Here is a 20,896-nt window from a genome sequence, read left to right on the forward strand (position 1 = left end):
ATCTACTTTGAGAATATAAAGCCTAATCCCATTCTTGAAACCATTTTTGTAGCAAAAGCCTTAAAGAATGTATACTGACCAAATAACCAACCAAATATCACTAAAAGCACTTGATAAATAGGAAAAATTAACAAGATTCTAACAGGCCAATAGATCCATCCGCTAGTGACATCTTTTCCTAAGCCTATCAAATCCATTAACGGATTTGATAACCGGCCTGCTGTTGAGCCAGTTACAGCAAAAGCTAGAAAAATTGCAATAAGTTCCCAGCGATATGTTACTCCCCATCTAGAATAGAGTTTTTTAAATAGCCAAAGCGTTATCCAAACAATAAGGAAAGCAATGGGCAGACTGAGTAAAATAGTTGCTACGGGTACAGAAGTGTCATATGCCGGCACATAAATAGCTCGAGCAATTAAATATGCCGAAAAAAGAGCAGCTATCAAACCGAGAATAATATGTATAAATTGCCAGTTTTGAGTGATTTCCCAGCGTTTTTTAAAGTCTTTCATAACGCTGCAAAAATACGATTATCGTAGTTTCTGATTGTTGCGTTCTTGAAAAAATTCGAACCAATTATATAATAGATAATTAACTTCATACCCATAATCGGTATTTGAATTATAATCTATGCGCTGGATATATAGATTGGGGTCGTACTGTGTTAGGTTATTTACTCTATTATTATATTCAGTAACATAAAATCTATTTTTGTTTTCTAAGAAAAACTGACCATAAAACCCTCTAGGACGTTGTGTAACGAGCCATGTATTAAAACCAGGTTCAATGATAATAATTTCATATTCGAGACTGTCATTTGCAATTCGTATTGTATCTGATGCATTATCTGCAGTATTGCCTATATCTTTTGTTCCACTTGTGGTTGCACAACCTATTATGGTTGCGGTAAGAATTGCTAAGTAAATTATCTTTTTCATATTCTTAAAGTTAAGGGTTTTACCTTGGATAGATATCTATTTTATCGAAGTGTTAACTATAATCGGTATGCATTATAAACTTACAGAGAAGAAATTTTTATTTAAACCTATAATGAGCAAGTGATACCTCTCACTGAGTAAACAAAAAAAAGAGTGCCTAAAAGGCACTCTTTTTATAGGAATATATGGTTCAATAAATTATTTTCCAAAGAGTCCTCCTAGAAGTCCACCTATACCACCTTTTGCTTTATTGCTTCCTAGTACCATTCCGGCTACGTCATCTAAGATGCTTCCGTCGCCGTCAGAATCAAGTAATGTTGTAATAAGACTTTGGTTTTCTTGAGGTTGTCCTCCTAGCATGCTTCCTAAGAGCGCATTCATACCGCTTCCGTCACTTACGTTATTTTGCTGTGTTTGTTTTCCTAACACACCCATAAGTACTGGCGCAGCAACTTTAAGTATTTGTGCTATAGATCCAGCATCCATACCTGTTTTGCTACTTAATGCATTTTCTACTTGTGGCTGGTTACCACCTAGTAAGTGTCCTAAAATTCCAGCACCATCATTTACTACTTCGTCACTAGGTCCTCCGTTACCCATAAGATCTCCTAGTTGATCAAGAATACCACCACTATGTTTTCCACTTAAAGCTCCCATTAATCCAGCAGCACCTTCTGGAGTTTGTACATTTTTTTTCATTGCACCCATAAGTACTGGCAAAGCCATACTTAATACGTTTGCAGTATCTCCTTCAGATTGTCCAGCTTTTGCGCTAGCTCCTTGGATGAGCGTTTTTCCTATTGGTCCATTAAGTAGATCTAGTAATCCTGACATATTATTTTTAGTTTAAATTGTGAGATTTCAATTTACGAATTAATATAACTGGTTTTACAAACAAGTATAAAAAAAACACCCAAGAGGGTGTTTTGATTAATAATGTCGATAAAAAGCAAATTATGATAAGTTAGAAATCAAATGTTTGATCTCGCTGCATTATTTTAAAATGCTCATAATCTGGTCTGCTAGCTCTGTACCTATGCGATCTTGAGCACCACCAGTTGCCGCACCTATGTGTGGCGTAAGGCTTACCTTAGGATTCATAAGTACTTGTACCGCTGGAGTAGGTTCGTTCTCAAAAACATCTAAACCTGCAAATGATAATTTACCACTGTCTAAAGCTGCAATAAGAGCTACTTCATCAATAACTCCACCACGAGCTGCATTTACAATTGCTGCACCATCTTTCATAAGTTCAAACTCTGGCTTACCTATTACATAGTCTTTTTGTGCAGGAACGTGAAGAGTAACAAAATCTGCAGATTTTAGCACATCTTCCTTTGAAGAAGATTTTATTGTAAATGAAACCGACTGTCCATCAAAGAAAGGAACTTCAACAGTAGCCTCTTCTGTAAATGGGTCGTGAAAGATTACTTTCATCCCTACACCTAAAGCAATTTTTGCAGTTTCTTGACCTATACGTCCAAAACCGATAACACCAAGTGTTTTACCACGTAGCTCGGTTCCTTTCGCGTAAGCTTTCTTTAAACCTTTAAATTTTGTATCACCATCTAGAGGCATATTTCTGTTTGAGTCAAACAGAAAACGTACACCGTTGTAAAGGTGAGCAAAAACAAGCTCTGCAACAGATGCCGAAGATGCTGCTGGTGTATTAATCACGTGAAGACCTTTATCACGTGCATATTGTACATCAATGTTATCCATACCTACACCACCACGGCCTATAACTTTTATAGATGGGCAAGCGTCTATTAATTCCTTGCGCACTGTAGTTGCACTACGGACAAGTATAACATCTATTTCATTTGTGTTAATATAGTTCTCAAGTTGATCTTGGGCTACGTTTGTGGTAATTACTTCAAAGCCTCCAGCGGTAAGCGCGTCAACTCCTGTTTGTGATATTCCGTCGTTTGCTAATACTTTCATAGTATATAGTGTTGTATGCGTTTTTTTAATTATGCTTTTCTTTCTAGCTCGCTCATTACGTCTACTAGTACACCTACACTGTCCATAGAGAGGGCATTATACATAGATGCTCTGTAGCCTCCTACACTTCTGTGTCCATTAAGACCGTTTATACCGGCTTCCTTCCACATGGCGTCAAAGGCATCTTTAAGATCTCCATCTGTTAGTGAGAATGTAGCGTTCATTGTAGATCTATCTTCTTTGGCAGCAAATCCTTTAAATAATGGGTTAAGCTCAATCTCACTATAAAGCAGTGTTGCTTTTTTATTATTGATTTCTTCAATCGCTTTTACACCACCTAGATTTTTAAGCCATCTCATTGTAAGCATAGATACATATACTGCATAGACTGCAGGTGTGTTAAACATACTTCCTTTACTTATATGCGTTTCATAATTGAGCATAGAAGGTATTTGACGTGTCACTTTACCTAAGATGTCTTCACGTATTACTACTAGTGTAGTACCTGCTGGCCCCATATTTTTTTGAGCACCTGCGTAGATAAGATCAAATTGTCCAAAATCAATCTCTCTAGAGAAGATGTCACTACTCATATCACATATAAGAGGACAGTCTACTTCAGGAAAATCCTTTATCTGTGTCCCGAAAATGGTATTGTTACTGGTAAGATGCAAATAATCTAGTCCTTCTGGAATTGAGTATCCTTTAGGGATGTAATTAAAGTTTGCCTCTTTACTTGATGCAACCTCTACAATCTCTCCAAAAAGCTTAGCTTCCTTTATTGCTTTATCACTCCAAGTTCCAGTATTTATATAACCAGCCTTAGATTGCAATAAGTTATATGCAGTCATTAAGAATTGTGTGCTTGCACCTCCTTGTAAAAAGAGCGCTTTATACCCTTTACCTTCTAGCCCTAGTAGCTCTAAAGCCAGTTGTCTAGCCTCATCCATTACATCTACAAAGTCTTTGCTTCTGTGAGAAATCTCCAGTATGGATAAACCAGATTCGTTAAAGTCTAGTATAGCTTGTGATGCTTCTTTAAAAACATCTTGAGGTAAAATACAAGGTCCTGCGCTAAAGTTGTGCTTCTTCATGGTGTGCGTTTTTATGCGTTTTGTGCATTACAAAGATGCCCAAATCGTTAGAAAAACCCACAGATAAATCGATAAAATATTGGCTATAACGTTGTCAAAAATGTAATAGTATCAACCCCATCAGCATAATCACAAAGCTCAGGTTTTTGAGTTTTTCCGATAGGAGTAAGCTCCTTCACTTTTCCTTCAAGTGCAATATTTCCTACTACACATTGTATACGATCTTTATCTTTTTCAAGCTTTTCAACTAGGCTTTCTATCGATTCGTATTTTTCATAAAATAACGTAGCAATAGGTGAGCCGTAGTTCTCATCTTCTTTAAGCATTAAGAAACCATTCTCTAACAGCTCAAAAAGGCTCATCAAATACACGGCTTTATTGTAGTCATAATTATTTGCATACTTTGCACCGTTCATGATGTCACTCCAGTGATAGATAGCCTTAAAAAAGGCGTCAAAATTATAATCAATAGGAACATAGAGTTTGGATACATTGCGGCATCCTAAACCGTAATATCTAAAAATATCTTCTCCTAATGCGATAAGCTCGTCTTCTGTTTCATTACCGGTGAGTATGGCAACAGAATTTCTGTTTTTACGAATAATATTAGGCTTTTTACCAAAGTAATATTCAAAATATCTCGCGGTATTGTCGCTGCCAGTTGCGATAACGGCGTCGTGCGCTGGTAATTTATCTTCGGTGAAGCTTATGGTTTCTTTAAAAGCAGGCTCTGCATATTCTAGATATTTTGCAAGAAAGGGGAGAAGATGCCTATCATTAGAAGATTGTTTACCTACAAATTTATGTCCGGCAATTAATACGCACATAAAGTCATGGAAACCTACTAATGGAATATTCCCAGCCATAATTACGGCAACGGTTTGTTGTGGTTGCGCTTTCGCGAAAGCGTTATCATACCCACTAAGCCACTCGGTAAGTTTTTCTTGAGTAAGGGATTCTGCCCATCCTTCAAGTGCAAAAAGTATATTTTCTTTAGTAAACCAACCGTTGTTTTCACTAGCTAGTTTAAACTGATGCTGCATTCCGTCAAAGAAAAGGTCATTATGTAATACTCCCTCTTTCCTTGTAATTGAGTCACGTGTAAACTGACTTAAAAATTTTCCTAGCTCAATAAAAGCGTTAATTCGTAGTTGAAGCGTCATAGGTTTTGGCAAATCGGTGTCTAGGCGTTATTTTTGTGCAAAGTTACCCAAAAAGAAAACTATGGCAATTATCATAACAGACGAATGTATAAACTGTGGAGCTTGCGAGCCTGAGTGTCCTAACACTGCCATTTATGAAGGTGCAGACGACTGGCGCTATGCAGATGGAACAGATCTAGATGGAACTGTTGTACTTCCTAACGGAAAAGAGGTAGATGCAAACGAGGCGCAAGAGCCTGTGAGTGATGAGATTTACTACATCATTCCAGATAAATGTACTGAGTGTAAAGGTTTTCATGATGAACCTCAATGTGCGGCAGTATGTCCGGTAGATTGCTGTGTTCCAGATGATGACCATGTAGAAACAGACGAAGTATTACTAGCTAAACAATCTTTTATGCATAAAGATGCGTAACAAGATTTATAAGTATAGATAAAAAAAGTCACTCATAACGAGTGACTTTTTTTATATAATACTCTGACCTTAAATCAGTTTTACTAAAACTATGTTGTTTTAAGATAAATGATGGAGCTATTAAAGCTTTAAATATGCGGCATATTGTTCTTTAGTCAGAAACGTTTGCATGTTACCGTCTTTACGTTTGGCAAGTTTTGCAAGCTCTTCTTTCTTATCTGCAGCACTAAGACCTCCGGCTCTAAGTCTATCTTCTGTAGATTTAAAAGCTTTTATAGTCTTAGAAATATTTGCTACTTGCTCTGGACTAAGATTGAGTTTCTGTGTAAGCATATCAATCTCACTCACTTTTTCTGTATTTACAGTATTTACGCTAGGGCTTTGCGCTTGAACATTTGACATTCCAACAAAGGCAAAAAGGACTACTGCGATAATTACTTTCATATTATTTATTTTAAAAATTATAAGCTCAAGAGCTTTTCTATATTTTCTAGAGGTCGTCCAATAACGGCCTTTTTTTTGAGAACTACAATGGGACGTTCTATTAATTTAGGATGTTGAGACATTGCAGCTATAATTTCTAGATCACTAAGTTCTTTTCCTCTATAATTTTCTTTCCAGATAGCTTCGCCTTTTCTTACTAGTTGCATAGGTGTAATATCAAGCATTTTGATAATGGCAGTAAGCTCTTTTTCTGATAGAGGATTGTCTAGGTATTTTATAACCTCAAATTCTTTTCCAGATTCTTCTAGCAATGCTAGACCTTGTCTACTTTTTGTACAACGAGGATTGTGATATATTTTAATCATTATATAATTATTGTAAAGTTACGTGTACACCTAGTGTTCTAAGTTGTACAGCTAGTGTTTGTGCATTTTTAAAATGAATTCCGGCTATGCCAGAGAGCTTACAGCCCTCAACATTGTTAAGACTGTCATCTATAAAAACAGCCTCTGCTGGATTAATATTATACCTGTCTAGCATAAGGTCGTAAATTTCTTTAAAAGGTTTGCGTGTACCCTCATCACCAGAGACTAGAATTCCTTCAAACCACTGCAGCCAATGAAACTTTTCGAGCGCAACAGGAAAGGTTTCTCCGCTCCAGTTTGTTAATGCTAGCACTCTATAATCTGGATTATCTAATAGTTCTTTTAATATTTTGAGCGTGTCTAGATGTGTAAAACCGAGCATCTCCTCCCAGCGACCGTAATACATTTTTATGAGCTCTTCATATTCTGGAAACATCGCGATGCGCTCTTGGGTTGCTTTTTTTAATGGATAGCCTGCATCTTGATTTACATTCCAATCCCAAGCACAAACGTGTTCTAAAAACCAGTCCATTTTCTCTCGATCGCCTCTAAATTCTTTGAGATATACATACTCGGGGCTCCAGTCTATGAGAACGCCTCCTAAGTCAAATATGACGGTAGTGATTTTTGAATTTTCCATATTATTACTTTGTTATGAGGTGCGGTACATCATCTAGTTTCCAGTCTATCACTAACCCTCCAGCTAGCGATCTTGCAATTTCTGCCCCGTAAAGAAGTTCGGTGAGATAGAGAGCGGCTTCAAAACTTTTAGCACCTCCGGCAGAGGTGATATACTTCCCATCGTGGACAAATAATACACCTTTTCTAATATCAAGATTAGGAAACGTCTCGCGCATCTTATCGATGTCACTCGGGAAGGTCGTTGAGACACTGTTGTCTAGTAAACCTGCCTTTGCTAGTACAAAAGCACCATCGCAATGTGAGGTTACATACATAGCTTCTTTATCTACTTGTTTTACAAAGTTAATGAGTGCTTCATCCTCCAGATCTGTATCTAGGTGATGCTCTGCACTTGGTACAACTAGTATATCTATTTTAGGTAGGTCTTTGTTAGTATAGTCAAAGTCTGGTAGGAGATACATCCCCTCAAAGGTACGCACGGGTTGTAGGGTATTTGCTACTGTAAAAACATTCATCGCTTTTATATTCTCTCTGTAAATAGTATGCTGAAAAATGTCAAAAGGTGCCGTAAGCTCTGTGTTAAAAGTGCCATCCATAATTAAGAAGGCTACATTGTAGCGCGTTGAGTCTAGTACTGGTTTTGCTTTCGCGAAAGCGTTATCAACCTCATTAGTAACAGCGGGCTGTTCTATAGTTTTAGGTTCTGTATTGCAACCTATTAATATAAGCGTTGTAAGTAGTAGTATATAGTATTTCATTAGGTTCTCTTTTTAATGATAAAGATACGAGTTCTCATAGGGTTTCTTTGGCAAGCATTCTCTTTACAATGTAAAGTAGGAGCCAGGCAATAAGTGTGAGCCCTATTAAAAATATCCAAGTGGTCTGAAAGCCGTAATATGCAGTAATTTGCATCCCGCTATTGTGACCAAAAATATGAGCTACAGAAAATGACATACTGTAAACACCCATATATGCTCCTTGTCTCCCTAGCTTAGATCTGTCTAACGCAAATTTGTTGCTAAAAGGGAAGGAAATCATCTCTCCAAAGGTTGCGATTACCATACCTATCACAACAACACCTACCCAAGTCTCCCACAGCAGTAATAGAAAACTTGCGCCCGTCATAAGCAAACCTACAATGGTGCTTTGCACATTAGTAAGTTCTTTTTTTTCCATCCAGGCTATGAGTGGCATTTCAAACACAACAATGAGTGCGCCATTAAGCGCTAGTATGAGACCTATGGCGTCTTCATCAAGTTTATAGGCATCCTTGTAATAAAGCGGTACAGTAGAAAAATATTGTACAAATATGATCCCAAAAAGCGCAAGTGCTATTAAGAATAATACATAAGGCGTATCTTTAAGAGGTTTTACTGGATTCTGAACAACTACTTCTTTATCTAACTCTTTAGTCTTTTTAGGGTTGAGTTCTTGCATCATAAGTACACCCGCAAGCAAGCAGGTGATGCCGTCTACATAAAACAATGTCTTATAACCAGCGAGTGCTATAAGAAAACCACCTATAGCTGGTCCCACAGAAAACCCTAGATTAATTGCGAGCCTAATGAGTGTTAATGACCGCGTTTTATTTTCTGGTTTTGAGTAGGCGCTTAATGCTACAAAAAAAGCAGGTCGTCCCATATCTGCTACAGCAATAAGAACAAAGAATGAAATACACATCATCCAGAAACTCTCTACGTGCATTACCCATAAAAAGTTAATACCAGTGAGTAACAGGCTTAATAAGATGACTTTATAATACCCTATTACATCACTTAGTTTACCGCCTATCCAAGCACCAGCAAAAGAACCTAGACCGTACGAAGTCATTATCCAGGCGACGTCTTGTAGGCTAAAGTGTAAACTCTTATTGAGGTAAATAGACAAGAACGGGATAACCATCGCCCCAGATCTATTAATGAGCGTGATGAGTGATAACCACCAGATCTCTCTTGATAGGCCATCAAAGGTTTTGAGGTAATTGCGTAGCAGTGTTTTCATACAGTTGGTTGGTTAGCTTGTTAAGACCTACGCTTGCCCATAAATATAAAGAGTCCAGCGTGGTGGCCGGACTCTTTAATATCGTTACTTCTTATAATCATATAGTGACAACATATCAAGTCTGGCGCAGCAGTGTGCACGAGGTATGTTTATATGTTGTGACTAAATTCATAATGTGATGTAAAGTTATAAAAATAATTGAGTTGAGTACGCTTTCGCGAAAGCGTAATACGTTTCTATTTATAATGTCTCTTCTCTCTTTATTAATTCTGCCTTGATTGCTTTTTTAGACATAAACTGCATAGGCAATGTTGCCGAACAGCATAAGCCTACCGTTAGGGTTGCTATAAATGTGGCATTATCGTCCTTTGTGAGCATACCATAAATAGATATACCTATAAGAAATGATAAGATGATGAGTAGAGCAACAATGAGCACCTTAATCATATTTAAGTTAGAGAGCAGTTGTGCCGTTGTCTTTGTTGAATAATCTATTTTCATTATCTGAAATTGAGTTTTTTTAAATAAATATTACATCTCGCTCCCGAAGAAGATAGCATTCATAAGCAGTTTGTTTGTTCCATACCAGAAGGCTCTAAAGTTTGTGTTATCTGTAAATAAGATAACCTCACCACGACCCGCACTCTGATGTACAAAGGGTCTTGTCTCTGGGATAGCTTTAAGATTAATCTTAGAGATGTAACCAGCTTGTAATGGTGACTTAGTATACTGTATAGGGTTCTTGTAGCTTGTAGAGTCTGCTTTTATAAATAGCGTAGTGTTTCTAAAAAGAGATACTTTATCACCCGTATATCCAAAGTTAATAGGGTGTGAGCGATCTTGCTTTGCTTCAAAAATTGCACCTCCTATTACTTGTGCTCCTGTAAAATCTCTACGTTGCTCAAAGCTCACGTTTTTTGCAGGATTTTTAGTTTTTACAAAATCTATGTCTAGCATCTTATTTCTTTCAAACCAGTTTGCTACGTTTTTATAACCTATAAGAGTTCCTCCAGATCGGACCCACTGTTTTATCTTATCTGTGTTGCCTTTATTTATAGCATTACCCCATAAATTAGGTAAGATAATATCTGTGTATCTAGACAAGTCTGCGCGACCTAAATCTTTAGTATCAATTTTTGTGATACGCATATTGTAACGTGTGTCAAATAGGTGCCACATCTCTCCCGCATCATAAGGGTTGATACCTTCACCTACTATCATTGCCACGCGAGCAGGCTCTAATGCTCTAAACTGGTTACTACCAAGATCTATACCTTCTGTGAGGCCAGTACTTACTGCCTTGATGGTTACGTTTGCATCTTGTGCCACTTCGTTTATAAAACTCGCTAGTTCTTGCCTATTAAGCGATTGATTTTGCACAGGTATCATAATGGTACCATAGTCATAAGAGATACCTTCTACGCTAAATTTTTGCATACCCACCTTTGCTCTTATACCTTTATTGAGTATGGTGTTGAGCGCCTTAGGAGTGTAGTAATCGTGCCACTCCATAAGGTATGCATAGGTACTAGTACCTACAGCTGGGGTAGGTTTTCTTTTTAAATCTTGTATCTCGTTTCCAGCTTTGCTCAAAGATGCATTTTCTGTAAAATCTACACCAAAAGAGAGTGGGAAAGACCAAGCACTTATATCATAAAACAAACTATCTTGAAAGGTGGTACGCTTTTCAAACATCGCTTTTATGAGGCGGCTCTGTCTTTGGTTTTTTGGGACGATGTAGCTCATTCCTTTTTTAAAGTTTGCTCCATCTTGCGAGAAGTCTTGTGCCACCTCGTGCACTTTTATTTTATGTCTTTTAAGTACCTCTGCTAGGTGATATGCGCTACCTGCATCTTTCTCACTACCAAAGGCATATGCGCCATTTCCTTTTTCGCCTCGAGCGTTCTTAAAAAAGTCACGTTGATAGTCTAGTAATTGCTTGCGCATACCTTGTGCAGCCTCAAGGGTAGATAATATAGCTGTAAACTGGTTACGTATCGTAAACGGAAACTCAAGTAAACCGTTTTCTGTTTCTTGAGCGTGGCCACGGCTACTTCCTTGCTCAAAGAGAATACCTATACCACCATTTATGTCTGGAAAGGTAGATCCTTTACCGTAGTAAAAATCATCAAAACTCTCTTCTGTATAGTAAAAGCTGCCTATTTTATCTAGTGCTGCTGCGTGGTAGTTTCCTATTTGCTTTGTGAGTTCTTGGTTAAGCGCAGGTGTGAGTGGGTGTGTACGAGATTGTATACCTGGCTGAAAGAAAAAGCTACTGTTAGATCCCATCTCGTGATGGTCTGTAAGAATGTTAGGATACCAGCTATGAAATGTCTTAATACGCGCTCTTGACTCTGGTAGTTGTACTGGAAGCCAGTCTCTATTCATATCAAACCAGTAGTGGTTAGTACGACCACCTGGCCAGACCTCGTCATACTCGCGGTCTTGAGGGTCTGCATTTACGTTTATACTCTTATTTGTATTTGCCCAGTAAGCAAAACGCTGTAAACCATCTGGATTAAATGATGGGTCAAAAAGTATAATGGTATTATCTAGTAGTGCATCTATTTTAGGTCCTTGAGCGGCAGCGAGATAGTATGCAGCTATAAGCCCTGCATTTGCGCCAGAAGGTTCATTACCGTGTATAGACATCCCCTGGTATACTACAATAGGCATACTGCTTGTGCTCAAGCTAGCACTGCCATCTTCTACCAGTTTTACGTGTTCTTTACGTATGTTTTCAATATTGGAGTGGTTATTAGGTGAGGTGACCGTTAGTAATAAAATAGGCCTTCCCTCAAAGGTATTCCCTCGACTTTCTATAGTCATACGGTCACTTGCTGCTGCAAGCGTGCGCATATATTCTGATAACTTGTCGTGACTCACGTGCCACTCTCCAGGTGTGTAGCCTAAAACACTTTCTGGTGTAGGGATATTTGGATTGTAAGTGACATCTGTAGGTAAATAGTAATCCATATCTACCTTTCCGCTTTGTGCGAGTGTAGGTATGCTACTTAATAGTAGGGTAGTAAGTACGAGTAATAAGCGCATTCTATAAGCTATTTTTTGAGTGTTAGACTCTAAAAATAAGCAAAAGAAGTAACGCCTGCACGTAACAATTGTTAACTAAAATATGGAGTTGTATTAGATATGAACACAAGACTAGCGTTCTAGTTTATCTAGATAGCCACAAGCAGCACCGATAATGCCAGCGTGATTCTTAGTTTTTGCTGCAACAATAGGAATATCTGTGGTAAGATATCTTTCAAACTCTGCCATATGCTTACTTATACCACCGCCTATTATGTAATGGTTAGGTGTACATATTAACTCTACATTTTTGAGAAAGAAATTAAAGCGCTCTGCCCACTCTTTAAAAGTGAGTTTTTCTTCCTTTCTTACAGAGTTTGCTGCATACTTTTCAATAGGTTTTTTCTTATATGGAATACGACCAAATTCAAAATTTGGGATGAGTTTACCGTTATAGCAAAGTCCAGAGCCTATACCTGTGCCTACTGTAATCACAGCAACCAGGCCTTTTAAATCTTTTCCCGCTCCGTATCTAACTTCGGCGAGACTTGCGGCATCTGCATCGTTAATAACAGAGCAAGGTAAACCAGTTTTTTTAGAAAAAAGTTCATCTATCTGCACACCCATCCAGCTCTTGTGCATATTACCATATGCCATTGCTTTACCATCTACGATAACGGTAGGAAAGCCTATTCCTATAGGTCCTGTCCAGTTAAAGTGATCTACGAGTTGCTGTACACAATCTGCTACAGCCTTAGGTTTTGCAGGGCGCGGGGTTTCTATTCTAAAACGTTCACCTATGTACTCTTCTGTTTCCAGATCTACAGGGACACCTTTTATTCCCGTTCCGCCTATGTCGATACCTAATATCTTCATCTATGATGGTTTTTGTGTGGCGAAAGATAGGAATTTTTGAATAATATAGAAGTAGGGTGGGTGAGTCCGCTTTCGCGAAAGCGTAACCTTATAGATTTAGTTACTTAGAGTACTTCTTCTTGTTCTGATGGTTTTTCTTTACCATATTCTTGTTTGTAAATTTTTACAATAAGTAGAAAAATACTCACTACAATAGGTCCAAAAATGAGACCTATAAATCCAAATAAAGGCACACCTACGATAACTCCTATAATGGTAATAAGTGGGTGAACGTCTGCCAGTCGCTTTTGAATCACGAGTCTAAAAAGATTATCTGTAGAGCCCACTACGACCGTACCATAGATAATCATCACGATGGCTTGCCAGATGTCACCAGCAGCGTATAGAATGATGCAAACAGGTACGATACCTAAGGCGGTACCTACAAATGGTATCATAGACCCAACGGTGACAATTGCAAACCAGAAAAAGGGATCTTCTACGCCAAGTATTAAAAAGCCTATAAGTGCCACAAGTCCCTGTAGTAATGCTACTAGTGGTATACCTATGGCATTTGACTTTACAAGCTCCTGACTATCTTTACCTATGAGTTTTAAGTTTTTCTCACTGAGGGGTATATACTCTAGCATAGACTCTCTAAAAGTCCTTCTATTAGTAAGCATATAGTACAGCATAAAATACATAAGACCTATGGCGATAAATACATTAAAGGTCCCACCGGCTAGCCCTTGAAGGTTACTACTTATCCAGTCTGTTACAGAACTAGTGTCTATGGAGCTTGCGATATCGAGACCAAAGCGAGACTCTATATCTGCCATTTCTGATTTTACAATGTTTATGACTTTGCCACTATTTTCTACCGCTTTACTAATTTTTGAGGTGAGCATTAATACAAGTCCAGCAATAGGTACTAGTATTACAAGAAATGAGCCTGCCATAAGAACGCAAGCGGAAACGCTAGAGTTCCATTTTCTTTTTTTTACTAGATATTCTTGCCACTTACGTAATAAAACAAAGAGTGTAATCGCACCTAGTATACCTGATAGATAGGTTGCCATCTCTTTAAATATTAACCACCCAAATAGGATGATTAAAAAGATGATAAAGAACTGACGTAAAAGGTTAGGTTTGAGTGTTTGCATATATTATTTGGCAAATATTTGAGAGTCGTTTCTAAAAGCTTTAAACTCAAGGGCGTTACCACAAGGATCATAGAAGAACATTGTAGTTTGCTCGCCAGTTAGACCTTTAAAACGCACATAAGGTTCTATTACAAAATCTACGTGTGGTGCTATTTTTTCGGCAAATGCTTCAAAATCTTCCCAAGCGAGTACAACTCCAAAATGAGGCACAGGTACCGCTTTACCATCTACTTCATTATGCACTTCATCTACAGTAGATTTTTCCTTGTAATGAATCACTAGCTGGTGTCCAAAAAAATTAAAATCTACCCAGTGGTCACTGCTGCGGCCTTCAGGTAGATTTAAAATATCTCTATAAAAAACTCTTGCTTTCTCAACGTCATCTACGGGAATAGCAAGATGAAATGGTCGTACTGTCATAATCGATGTTTTGAAGTACTAATTTACACCATTTTTTTTAGGTTATTTATTTATCAGATGCAATTGCATCTGTATCTTTTCTATGTTTAAGTAATGAGATGCCCGCAAAGAAAAATATTACACCTAGTATTGTAAATGCCCACGGACTCATACCAGTACTTAAACTTCCAAAGATTCCCATAACTCCGAGCACTAGCATAATAGCTCCTGCAACAAGCGCTATTACTCCTATAATCTTAATCATAACTTAATTGTTTTTATTATTTGGAGTATAAAAGTAATTGATTGGCGGAGTGAAGCTTTGCTACTTAACACCACATTACCACTGTTTTAATAGGAGTTTATGAATGTGAGTTATATTTTGGCAGTCTTTAAGAAAAGCAGTTTTCATTTTGTGGGGTAGTAGCGGCACTTTTGTATAAATTTGCATCCTTAAAACTAATCTTTTATACGCGCCACGTGATTACAAAAAGAATTATCCCTTGTCTCGATATTAAAAATGGTAGAACCGTAAAAGGAACTAACTTTGTAAACTTGCGTGATGCTGGAGATCCAGTGGAGCTGGCAAAGCTATACTCTAATACAGGAGCAGATGAGCTAGTTTTTTTAGATATATCTGCAACAGAAGAGCGTCGTAAGACCCTTGCAGATCTAGTATTGAGAGTTGCTTCACAAGTAAACATACCATTTACAGTAGGCGGAGGAATATCTTCTGTAGAAGATGTAGATATCTTATTACAAAATGGTGCAGATAAAGTTTCTATAAACTCTAGTGCTGTAAAAAGACCAGAACTCATAAATGAGCTTGTAGCAAAATTTGGCTCACAATGTATTGTTGTCGCTATAGATGCAAAGTATATAGAAGGAGAGTGGATTGTACATTTAGTGGGAGGAAAAGTACCTACAGAGCATAATCTCTTTGACTGGGCAAAAGAAGTAGAAGAGCGTGGTGCTGGTGAGATCCTTTTTACCTCTATGGACAATGATGGTACAAAAGATGGTTTTGCAAACGAGGCGCTAGCTAGACTTTCTGAAAGTCTAAATATCCCAATAATTGCAAGTGGAGGAGCTGGAAATATGCAACACTTTGCAGATGCTTTTACAGAGGGTAAGGCAGATGCAGCTCTTGCAGCAAGTGTTTTTCACTTTAAGGAAATAGAAATAACAGATTTAAAACAAGAGTTAACCTCGCAAGGTATTGCGATGAGATCATAACACTCGTTCATAATAAAAAGTAATGGAAATAGATTTTAAAAAATACGAGAATGGTCTCGTGCCAGCAATTATTCAGGATTCAAGAACTAAGAATGTCTTGATGCTAGGTTTTATGAATAATGAGGCTTACGAGAAAACAATTGCTACAAATAAAGTGACCTTCTTTAGTCGCTCAAAGCAACGACTATGGACAAAGGGAGAAGAGACTAAAAACTATTTGCATCTAGATACTATTGCGGTAGATTGTGATAATGATACTTTGCTAGTACAAGTGACTCCTCAAGGGCCTACTTGTCATAAAGGGACAGATACCTGCTGGGGTAATAGTAACAAAACAAACTTTGGCTTTTTATCACATCTAGAAGAAGTCATAGAAGATCGCTGGAATACTAAAGATACTGCAGACTCTTATGTTGCGTCACTCTTTAGAAGTGGGATTAATAAAGTAGCTCAAAAAGTAGGAGAAGAGGCTGTAGAGGTGGTTATTGAAGCAAAAGATGATAACGATCATCTATTCCTTAATGAAAGCGCAGATCTATTATTTCACTATATGGTTTTATTACAGGCAAAAGGGTTTCACCTGCGTGATATAGAAAAAACACTTATGTCAAGACATAAGTAAAAATCAATGGAGAAGTAGTACTATCAAGACTACTTCTCCAGTTGACCAGCTATCACACTCTTTGCTAGTTGATGTTCTTTATTATCTCTAAAGTCTGAGTAACCCAATCCTCGTCAAAGCTTAATTTGATATCTGGGATGATACCTACATATTCATAATTTAGATATTTATGAAAATTCATATCTGTAGGATAAATTGCAAACTGGCCAGATGGTGTTTCTATTAGTTTGCCATAATTAGAGCCATAAGCAAGGGCTCCATACGTGCGCTGGCCTAGATGTTTTGCATTTTTTAACCCCTTTAGTTTGAGAGTAAATTGCTCACCATTACTCGCGCACCAGAAATTTGTAATGACATACACATTCATTTTATTCTTTTTAAAAATTTTGTAAAATGGATCGGAGTACTTAGAGTTTCCTCCAGAATTATCACGTAGATCTACAATAATATTTTTTGCAGTAAACTTATCTTTAGCTTCCTCATAAAACTTTTTAAAAGCCTTTACATTATTGCTGCTATTTGAAAAAGACCCCATATACACATACTGAATATCTGGTGTAAGTTGTTTGAAATCCCAAGGAGATTGATTCACACTCATTTGTGAAATATAGTTACTAGCTTCTTTCTTAAGATGCCATAAACTTCCATTAAAATGTAGCAATCCTCTTACAAATCTTAATTTACCACCAATGATATCACTGGTAAGAACATCATACATATTTTCTCCGTTAGGAATAATTTTATAAGCAATCTGTCCAGGCGCCCAGATTTTGTTATCTGAAGTAAGTACAATACCTTCGTATGTGCTGCCTGTTTTTACAATGCCTATAGTTATGCCATCCTTTTTCTTGTAAATGCCCTCTATGTTCTCAAAAGACTTCTCAGATAATTTCTCTATGAGCTTTTCAACGCTGATGTTACTTTTAGGATGATTCTTAAATAGTTCGCTTTCGCGAAAACGTTCTAATTCATCACCTTGTTCCATTATCTCGGAGGTAATTACAGGCTTCATGTGACGTATGTGTGCATGTTTATCCTTTACAACAGATAGCAGTTCATTGAGCTTAGAAAAGCAATCTGTCACACTCATTTGTGAAGTAACTTCTTGCTCTAATTGATTTAAGGTAGTTGTGTACTCTGAGAGTTTGTCTCCTTTCATTTGTTTCTTAAAAGAAGTCATTTCTTTTATTTGTTCATTAACAAAAGAGAGTTCCTCTACACAATTGCATGTTTGGGTAGATTGCGCTTTCGCGAAAGCGGAAAAAACAAAAACAATAGCTACTAAAAGTGTGATACGTCTTTTCATAGTACATGATTTTAAAAGTGAATTGCAAATTATCTATGAAACAAATCTAAAATCACTAAATCAGAAAGACCAGTAAATACAAGGTTTTGGGATGAGATGCCTTTAATTTGTGGTAAAATTTAAGGTCTCTTTTGTGATACTCGTATATGTTTTTGATACAGGTATAAAAATCTCATGCGAAAGGATTAGACCTAACTTACCAGCATCTGTTTTGTATGATAAGAAATGCATCGGGTTTATCAAATACGATCGATGCGTTCTCATCATAGTAGGTAATGATTTTTCTAAGTGAGATAACCGAGCTCTAATTAATTGCTTTTTGTAGGTTCCATTATCTTGAAAATGAATTTCTACATAATTATCTGATGCCTCTAGAGCTATTAAATCTGATAGCAACAACCTTATTCCTTCGTAGTTTCCATCACCTTTAATTTCTATTTTTTGTTCTTCTATCTGTTTGTTTTTATATTTTCCAAAACCAAAACGTCCTATCAATACGATAGGAAATATTGTAAGAACTGCTGGAAGAAAAATAGAAGTTAGATAGTAATAGAGAGAGTATGGATTAGGTTCGCCACGCACTACGACATACAGATAAAAACTACGCATTACTAAAAATGACCAAACTATAAACACAAGAAAAAAGCTTATCTCATGTACAAATAGCCATCTTTCTTTATTGTTTTTGAATAAGTAATATTGAATTGGAAGAATGCTCACATAGCATAGTGCACCTAGAAGTCCATAAAGAGCTAAAATAAATAAACGTTCATTATCATATAGCTCAGAAACGTCAAGTGGCTCTGTAAAATAAAGAAATGTAAATATCCATAAAGCCATACCTATGGCTATAATAAGTTGATGCTTTATGGAAGGATCAAAAGGGTATTCTTTTTTCAATATCAATAGCTTAAGTTTAGAAATTTCAAAAAATAGAAATGCAACTATCATTCAGCAGTTATACAATTTTTAAAGGCAATATGCATTAATCACATTGCAATAGCTCTTTAAACTTAAGTATTAGTGTTTTTACCACCAAACCACAAAACATTTTTCTAAAATTCCATCTGTTTTTCTAACCCATATCATAGGAGCTCTTCTATCGCGATGCTTCTCGTTTATTTGATCAAGGGCAATTTCGTGCTTTTCAAATGGTCTCTCTAAATGCGGCTCATGAAGCCACTCGCTTTTTAATGTGATGTAAAAAGATAGCTCCTTAAAATGAGATTTATTAAAATCATCTAGTCTTATCCAATACCCGACTATACAGTCCTTATTAAGTGGTTCTATGGAAGGCGATTGCTGTGCATAGGGTTTAAAAAGTTGAGCTAAAAAATAGGTTTGTTGCTCTAACGTTTCAGGATTGATACCTAATGTTGATAGGGTAGTGCGTCCTTCCGGAGTAAATATAAGAGGTAGTTGCTGGTCTCTTGTTTTTTCCATTTTGGCGTAAAACATATCTTTTCTATTAGGACCTATAAGTCTGTGCGTGGGCACTTCTATTGTAGGATCTATTAGATAAAATTTATAAGTAAGCTCGATGTGTATTTTTATGCTTTCGCGAAAGCGATCTGAAACTATAAAATCTAGTTCACCTAGTGTAATCTTGTCTTTTTTAATCTGAATATTATGTGCTAGAATAGTGTAGCGCTCTGAGTGATCAAGAAGTTGTTTAAAAATATGTTCTATTTGATGTCCTAACCTAAGCCTAGCAGCAATGGGTTGTGAGACAAAATTTGACAGATCAATAGTAGGCATTTCAAATTGGGTAAGTCCAAATTGCGATTTTGTCCAAAGAGGAAGCGTAGCCAGAAAACCTTTGATATGTTTCATAAGTTAAAAATACAGATTATGCATCCATAACAAACAAAAAGAGCTAGCGCATTAATTGGGGTAGCTCTTTAAATGAAGTGATTTGAGACTTACTTGAGCCACCCTTTTGATGCGCTATAACGACTCCACCAGTATTCAAAAATCGCAAGTACAATAATGACAAGCGGAAAAATTAGGCCTTCTCCAACGCCAAAAAGTTCCATGGCATCAGCAAATCCTATATTGTAAACTGTGTGTATAATTATTGCAATAAGTGATATTGCATATACTTTTAGAGCACTTGTTTTACGAGTAATTAAGAGTATAGCGGCTACTAGACCGCCTATAGTTGAGATACCATATAATACTTTTGACCAAATGGGTGTTGCGTTAATGGCGTTCATTTGTTCTTCATTATAAGTGCCAGCAAGAGTATCTGTAAAGAAGGTGTCTACTATAAAAGCACTTGCTCCCATAAGATTCCATAGGAGTAGTACAATGGCAATAATCCAAAATAGTGTAGAAGGTTTTTGTGAGGTTGTCATAGAGATTGGTTTTGAGATATTTGTGTTTTAATTTACAATTATTTTTTAATTATCAAACTTTAATTGATGTAAGGCAATTACTTTTGAAGAATGTTTGACAAGCGCTTTTATTACCTTCTTAAGATTCAATATTTAGGATTTCGTTATCATGGCTGGCAGAAACAGCCAGATGTTCTCACTGTAGAGCGTATGATGGAACGTACTTTTTCATACGTATTAGACCGTAAAAACTTCAAACTTCTAGCATCTGGTAGAACAGATGCAAAGGTCTCTGCAAATGTTGCATATGTTGAGTTATTTTTAAACGACAGTCCGCTCCCTGAGGAGGGATTTCTCACACTTCTTAATGATAATTTACCTCAAGATATAAGATGCCTTGAGATAACTCAAGTAGATAAAAAATTTAATGTAATGGATGCTCCTTTATCTAAAGAGTACGTCTATCTCTTTTCTTACGGAGAAAAGAATCATCCATTTGCTGCACCATATATGATTAATATCGCGGGTTCTTTAGATATTAATTTAATGCAAGAGGCTGCTAGATTATTTGAAGGTGAACATGATTTTAGATCTTATGCTTATAAGCCCAATCCGGAGACTAAGACGATAGGTACTATATCTTCTTCTGTAATAGAGCCAAACGAACTATACACAGCAAATTTCTTTCCTAAGGAGAGCTTTGCCTTTCGCGTAAGCGGTAAAGGTTTTAAAAGGCATCAAATAAGATTAATGATGGGGATGCTGTTTGATATAGGCGAGGGCAAAGCAGATTTAGATTTTTTCAAGAAAACCTTGGACGCTGGCAATGACATTAAATTGACTAGAATTGCTCAAGCCAGCGGTTTGATGCTTCAAAATGTTCAGATTTAACAATCTTAACAAAAGATCCTTCACATTAATAAAGGTTTAACCACAACACTAT

The 20,896-nt window shown here is 36.9% G+C and carries 25 protein-coding genes; 4 read left to right on the plus strand and 21 right to left on the minus strand.

What is annotated here, in order from left to right; all coding sequences use genetic code 11:
• Nucleotides 1-2 precede the first annotated feature (2 nt).
• The 6 genes from D017_RS11550 to D017_RS11575 all read right to left on the minus strand — a co-directional run bounded on the left by D017_RS11550 (nucleotide 3) and on the right by D017_RS11575 (nucleotide 5,139).
• Nucleotides 3-512, minus strand: a complete 510-nt coding sequence (locus D017_RS11550; protein WP_035336655.1) for a DUF6787 family protein — start codon at nucleotides 510-512, stop codon at nucleotides 3-5.
• 18 nt (nucleotides 513-530) lie between these two features.
• Nucleotides 531-938, minus strand: coding sequence for a DUF6146 family protein (locus D017_RS11555; RefSeq protein WP_035336656.1), 408 nt, complete (start codon nucleotides 936-938; stop codon nucleotides 531-533).
• A gap of 198 nt (nucleotides 939-1,136) precedes the next feature.
• Nucleotides 1,137-1,772 (minus strand): DUF937 domain-containing protein, encoded by a 636-nt coding sequence (locus tag D017_RS11560; RefSeq protein WP_035336657.1) that lies wholly within the window; start codon nucleotides 1,770-1,772, stop codon nucleotides 1,137-1,139.
• A 159-nt stretch (nucleotides 1,773-1,931) separates the two neighbouring features.
• Nucleotides 1,932-2,882 carry a D-2-hydroxyacid dehydrogenase gene (locus tag D017_RS11565; protein ID WP_035336659.1) on the minus strand — a complete coding sequence of 317 codons (951 nt, stop codon included), beginning with the start codon at nucleotides 2,880-2,882 and terminating at the stop codon, nucleotides 1,932-1,934.
• Nucleotides 2,883-2,911: 29 nt separating this feature from the next.
• Nucleotides 2,912-3,976, minus strand: a complete 1,065-nt coding sequence (gene serC / locus D017_RS11570; protein ID WP_035336660.1) for a 3-phosphoserine/phosphohydroxythreonine transaminase — start codon at nucleotides 3,974-3,976, stop codon at nucleotides 2,912-2,914.
• An 83-nt stretch (nucleotides 3,977-4,059) separates the two neighbouring features.
• The gene (locus tag D017_RS11575; RefSeq protein WP_035336661.1) at nucleotides 4,060-5,139 is read right to left on the minus strand and encodes an acyl-CoA reductase; all 1,080 of its coding nucleotides are present in this window, start codon (nucleotides 5,137-5,139) and stop codon (nucleotides 4,060-4,062) included.
• A gap of 61 nt (nucleotides 5,140-5,200) precedes the next feature.
• On the opposite strand from D017_RS11575, the gene D017_RS11580 reads away from it, so the two are divergent.
• The gene (locus D017_RS11580) at nucleotides 5,201-5,554 is read left to right on the plus strand and encodes a 4Fe-4S dicluster domain-containing protein (protein WP_035336662.1); all 354 of its coding nucleotides are present in this window, start codon (nucleotides 5,201-5,203) and stop codon (nucleotides 5,552-5,554) included.
• Between the two features lie 120 nt (nucleotides 5,555-5,674).
• On the opposite strand, the gene D017_RS11585 is transcribed toward D017_RS11580, so the two are convergent.
• The 11 genes from D017_RS11585 to D017_RS11635 form a co-directional block, all read right to left on the minus strand.
• Nucleotides 5,675-5,998, minus strand: coding sequence for a hypothetical protein (locus D017_RS11585; protein ID WP_035336664.1), 324 nt, complete (start codon nucleotides 5,996-5,998; stop codon nucleotides 5,675-5,677).
• Between the two features lie 17 nt (nucleotides 5,999-6,015).
• Nucleotides 6,016-6,363: an arsenate reductase (glutaredoxin) gene (gene arsC, locus D017_RS11590; protein WP_035336666.1), complete on the minus strand. Its 348-nt coding sequence runs from the start codon at nucleotides 6,361-6,363 to the stop codon at nucleotides 6,016-6,018.
• Between the two features lie 7 nt (nucleotides 6,364-6,370).
• Complete coding sequence (locus D017_RS11595) at nucleotides 6,371-7,003, minus strand: HAD family phosphatase (protein WP_035336667.1); 633 nt, start codon at nucleotides 7,001-7,003, stop codon at nucleotides 6,371-6,373.
• Between the two features lie 4 nt (nucleotides 7,004-7,007).
• Nucleotides 7,008-7,763, minus strand: a complete 756-nt coding sequence (locus D017_RS11600; RefSeq protein WP_035336668.1) for a DJ-1/PfpI family protein — start codon at nucleotides 7,761-7,763, stop codon at nucleotides 7,008-7,010.
• Nucleotides 7,764-7,797: 34 nt separating this feature from the next.
• Entirely contained in the window at nucleotides 7,798-9,006 is a 1,209-nt protein-coding gene (locus D017_RS11605) for an MFS transporter (RefSeq protein WP_035336669.1), read from the minus strand.
• Nucleotides 9,007-9,246: 240 nt separating this feature from the next.
• Complete coding sequence (locus D017_RS11610; RefSeq protein ID WP_035336670.1) at nucleotides 9,247-9,507, minus strand: hypothetical protein; 261 nt, start codon at nucleotides 9,505-9,507, stop codon at nucleotides 9,247-9,249.
• 30 nt (nucleotides 9,508-9,537) lie between these two features.
• Nucleotides 9,538-12,057, minus strand: a complete 2,520-nt coding sequence (locus D017_RS11615) for a M14 family metallopeptidase (protein WP_035336671.1) — start codon at nucleotides 12,055-12,057, stop codon at nucleotides 9,538-9,540.
• Nucleotides 12,058-12,168: 111 nt separating this feature from the next.
• Nucleotides 12,169-12,912, minus strand: a complete 744-nt coding sequence (locus D017_RS11620; protein WP_035336672.1) for an ROK family protein — start codon at nucleotides 12,910-12,912, stop codon at nucleotides 12,169-12,171.
• Nucleotides 12,913-13,016: 104 nt separating this feature from the next.
• Complete coding sequence (locus tag D017_RS11625) at nucleotides 13,017-14,054, minus strand: AI-2E family transporter (RefSeq protein WP_035336673.1); 1,038 nt, start codon at nucleotides 14,052-14,054, stop codon at nucleotides 13,017-13,019.
• Between the two features lie 3 nt (nucleotides 14,055-14,057).
• The gene (locus D017_RS11630) at nucleotides 14,058-14,474 is read right to left on the minus strand and encodes a VOC family protein (RefSeq protein ID WP_035336674.1); all 417 of its coding nucleotides are present in this window, start codon (nucleotides 14,472-14,474) and stop codon (nucleotides 14,058-14,060) included.
• 46 nt (nucleotides 14,475-14,520) lie between these two features.
• Entirely contained in the window at nucleotides 14,521-14,718 is a 198-nt protein-coding gene (locus D017_RS11635; protein ID WP_035336675.1) for a hypothetical protein, read from the minus strand.
• Nucleotides 14,719-14,933: 215 nt separating this feature from the next.
• Between D017_RS11635 and hisF the strand changes: the two genes are divergently transcribed.
• Together hisF and hisIE are read left to right on the plus strand one after the other, a co-directional pair.
• Nucleotides 14,934-15,689 carry an imidazole glycerol phosphate synthase subunit HisF gene (gene hisF, locus D017_RS11640; protein WP_035338232.1) on the plus strand — a complete coding sequence of 252 codons (756 nt, stop codon included), beginning with the start codon at nucleotides 14,934-14,936 and terminating at the stop codon, nucleotides 15,687-15,689.
• Nucleotides 15,690-15,711: 22 nt separating this feature from the next.
• Nucleotides 15,712-16,311, plus strand: coding sequence for a bifunctional phosphoribosyl-AMP cyclohydrolase/phosphoribosyl-ATP diphosphatase HisIE (gene hisIE, locus D017_RS11645; protein ID WP_035336676.1), 600 nt, complete (start codon nucleotides 15,712-15,714; stop codon nucleotides 16,309-16,311).
• A gap of 64 nt (nucleotides 16,312-16,375) precedes the next feature.
• Here hisIE and D017_RS15020 read toward each other — a convergent pair whose 3' ends face one another.
• From D017_RS15020 to D017_RS11665, 4 genes are all read right to left on the minus strand, one after another.
• A complete protein-coding gene (locus D017_RS15020; protein WP_051583895.1) occupies nucleotides 16,376-17,617 on the minus strand; it encodes a S41 family peptidase in 1,242 nt (413 codons plus the stop codon).
• Nucleotides 17,618-17,719: 102 nt separating this feature from the next.
• A complete protein-coding gene (locus D017_RS11655) occupies nucleotides 17,720-18,517 on the minus strand; it encodes a LytTR family DNA-binding domain-containing protein (RefSeq protein ID WP_035338236.1) in 798 nt (265 codons plus the stop codon).
• Nucleotides 18,518-18,646: 129 nt separating this feature from the next.
• Nucleotides 18,647-19,450, minus strand: coding sequence for a DUF1853 family protein (locus tag D017_RS11660; protein WP_035336677.1), 804 nt, complete (start codon nucleotides 19,448-19,450; stop codon nucleotides 18,647-18,649).
• Nucleotides 19,451-19,539: 89 nt separating this feature from the next.
• Complete coding sequence (locus tag D017_RS11665; protein ID WP_035336678.1) at nucleotides 19,540-19,974, minus strand: hypothetical protein; 435 nt, start codon at nucleotides 19,972-19,974, stop codon at nucleotides 19,540-19,542.
• Between the two features lie 90 nt (nucleotides 19,975-20,064).
• Here D017_RS11665 and D017_RS11670 point away from each other — a divergent pair, with 90 nt between their 5' ends.
• Nucleotides 20,065-20,844: a pseudouridine synthase gene (locus tag D017_RS11670; RefSeq protein WP_035336679.1), complete on the plus strand. Its 780-nt coding sequence runs from the start codon at nucleotides 20,065-20,067 to the stop codon at nucleotides 20,842-20,844.
• The last annotated feature ends 52 nt before the right edge of the window (nucleotides 20,845-20,896 follow it).

Source organism: Dokdonia sp. PRO95, assembly GCF_000355805.1.
Classification (GTDB): domain Bacteria; phylum Bacteroidota; class Bacteroidia; order Flavobacteriales; family Flavobacteriaceae; genus Dokdonia.

What these genes read in the sequence shown, in the direction of transcription:
- D017_RS11550 (WP_035336655.1), bottom strand. Translation starts at nt 512, where the DNA reads ATGAAAGACTTTAAAAAACGCTGGGAAATCACTCAAAACTGGCAATTT.
- D017_RS11555 (WP_035336656.1), bottom strand. Translation starts at nt 938, where the DNA reads ATGAAAAAGATAATTTACTTAGCAATTCTTACCGCAACCATAATAGGT.
- D017_RS11560 (WP_035336657.1), bottom strand. Translation starts at nt 1,772, where the DNA reads ATGTCAGGATTACTAGATCTACTTAATGGACCAATAGGAAAAACGCTC.
- D017_RS11565 (WP_035336659.1), bottom strand. Translation starts at nt 2,882, where the DNA reads ATGAAAGTATTAGCAAACGACGGAATATCACAAACAGGAGTTGACGCG.
- serC (WP_035336660.1), bottom strand. Translation starts at nt 3,976, where the DNA reads ATGAAGAAGCACAACTTTAGCGCAGGACCTTGTATTTTACCTCAAGAT.
- D017_RS11575 (WP_035336661.1), bottom strand. Translation starts at nt 5,139, where the DNA reads ATGACGCTTCAACTACGAATTAACGCTTTTATTGAGCTAGGAAAATTT.
- D017_RS11580 (WP_035336662.1), top strand. Translation starts at nt 5,201, where the DNA reads ATGGCAATTATCATAACAGACGAATGTATAAACTGTGGAGCTTGCGAG.
- D017_RS11585 (WP_035336664.1), bottom strand. Translation starts at nt 5,998, where the DNA reads ATGAAAGTAATTATCGCAGTAGTCCTTTTTGCCTTTGTTGGAATGTCA.
- arsC (WP_035336666.1), bottom strand. Translation starts at nt 6,363, where the DNA reads ATGATTAAAATATATCACAATCCTCGTTGTACAAAAAGTAGACAAGGT.
- D017_RS11595 (WP_035336667.1), bottom strand. Translation starts at nt 7,003, where the DNA reads ATGGAAAATTCAAAAATCACTACCGTCATATTTGACTTAGGAGGCGTT.
- D017_RS11600 (WP_035336668.1), bottom strand. Translation starts at nt 7,763, where the DNA reads ATGAAATACTATATACTACTACTTACAACGCTTATATTAATAGGTTGC.
- D017_RS11605 (WP_035336669.1), bottom strand. Translation starts at nt 9,006, where the DNA reads ATGAAAACACTGCTACGCAATTACCTCAAAACCTTTGATGGCCTATCA.
- D017_RS11610 (WP_035336670.1), bottom strand. Translation starts at nt 9,507, where the DNA reads ATGAAAATAGATTATTCAACAAAGACAACGGCACAACTGCTCTCTAAC.
- D017_RS11615 (WP_035336671.1), bottom strand. Translation starts at nt 12,057, where the DNA reads ATGCGCTTATTACTCGTACTTACTACCCTACTATTAAGTAGCATACCT.
- D017_RS11620 (WP_035336672.1), bottom strand. Translation starts at nt 12,912, where the DNA reads ATGAAGATATTAGGTATCGACATAGGCGGAACGGGAATAAAAGGTGTC.
- D017_RS11625 (WP_035336673.1), bottom strand. Translation starts at nt 14,054, where the DNA reads ATGCAAACACTCAAACCTAACCTTTTACGTCAGTTCTTTATCATCTTT.
- D017_RS11630 (WP_035336674.1), bottom strand. Translation starts at nt 14,474, where the DNA reads ATGACAGTACGACCATTTCATCTTGCTATTCCCGTAGATGACGTTGAG.
- D017_RS11635 (WP_035336675.1), bottom strand. Translation starts at nt 14,718, where the DNA reads ATGATTAAGATTATAGGAGTAATAGCGCTTGTTGCAGGAGCTATTATG.
- hisIE (WP_035336676.1), top strand. Translation starts at nt 15,712, where the DNA reads ATGGAAATAGATTTTAAAAAATACGAGAATGGTCTCGTGCCAGCAATT.
- D017_RS15020 (WP_051583895.1), bottom strand. Translation starts at nt 17,617, where the DNA reads ATGAAAAGACGTATCACACTTTTAGTAGCTATTGTTTTTGTTTTTTCC.
- D017_RS11660 (WP_035336677.1), bottom strand. Translation starts at nt 19,450, where the DNA reads ATGAAACATATCAAAGGTTTTCTGGCTACGCTTCCTCTTTGGACAAAA.
- D017_RS11665 (WP_035336678.1), bottom strand. Translation starts at nt 19,974, where the DNA reads ATGACAACCTCACAAAAACCTTCTACACTATTTTGGATTATTGCCATT.
- D017_RS11670 (WP_035336679.1), top strand. Translation starts at nt 20,065, where the DNA reads ATGTTTGACAAGCGCTTTTATTACCTTCTTAAGATTCAATATTTAGGA.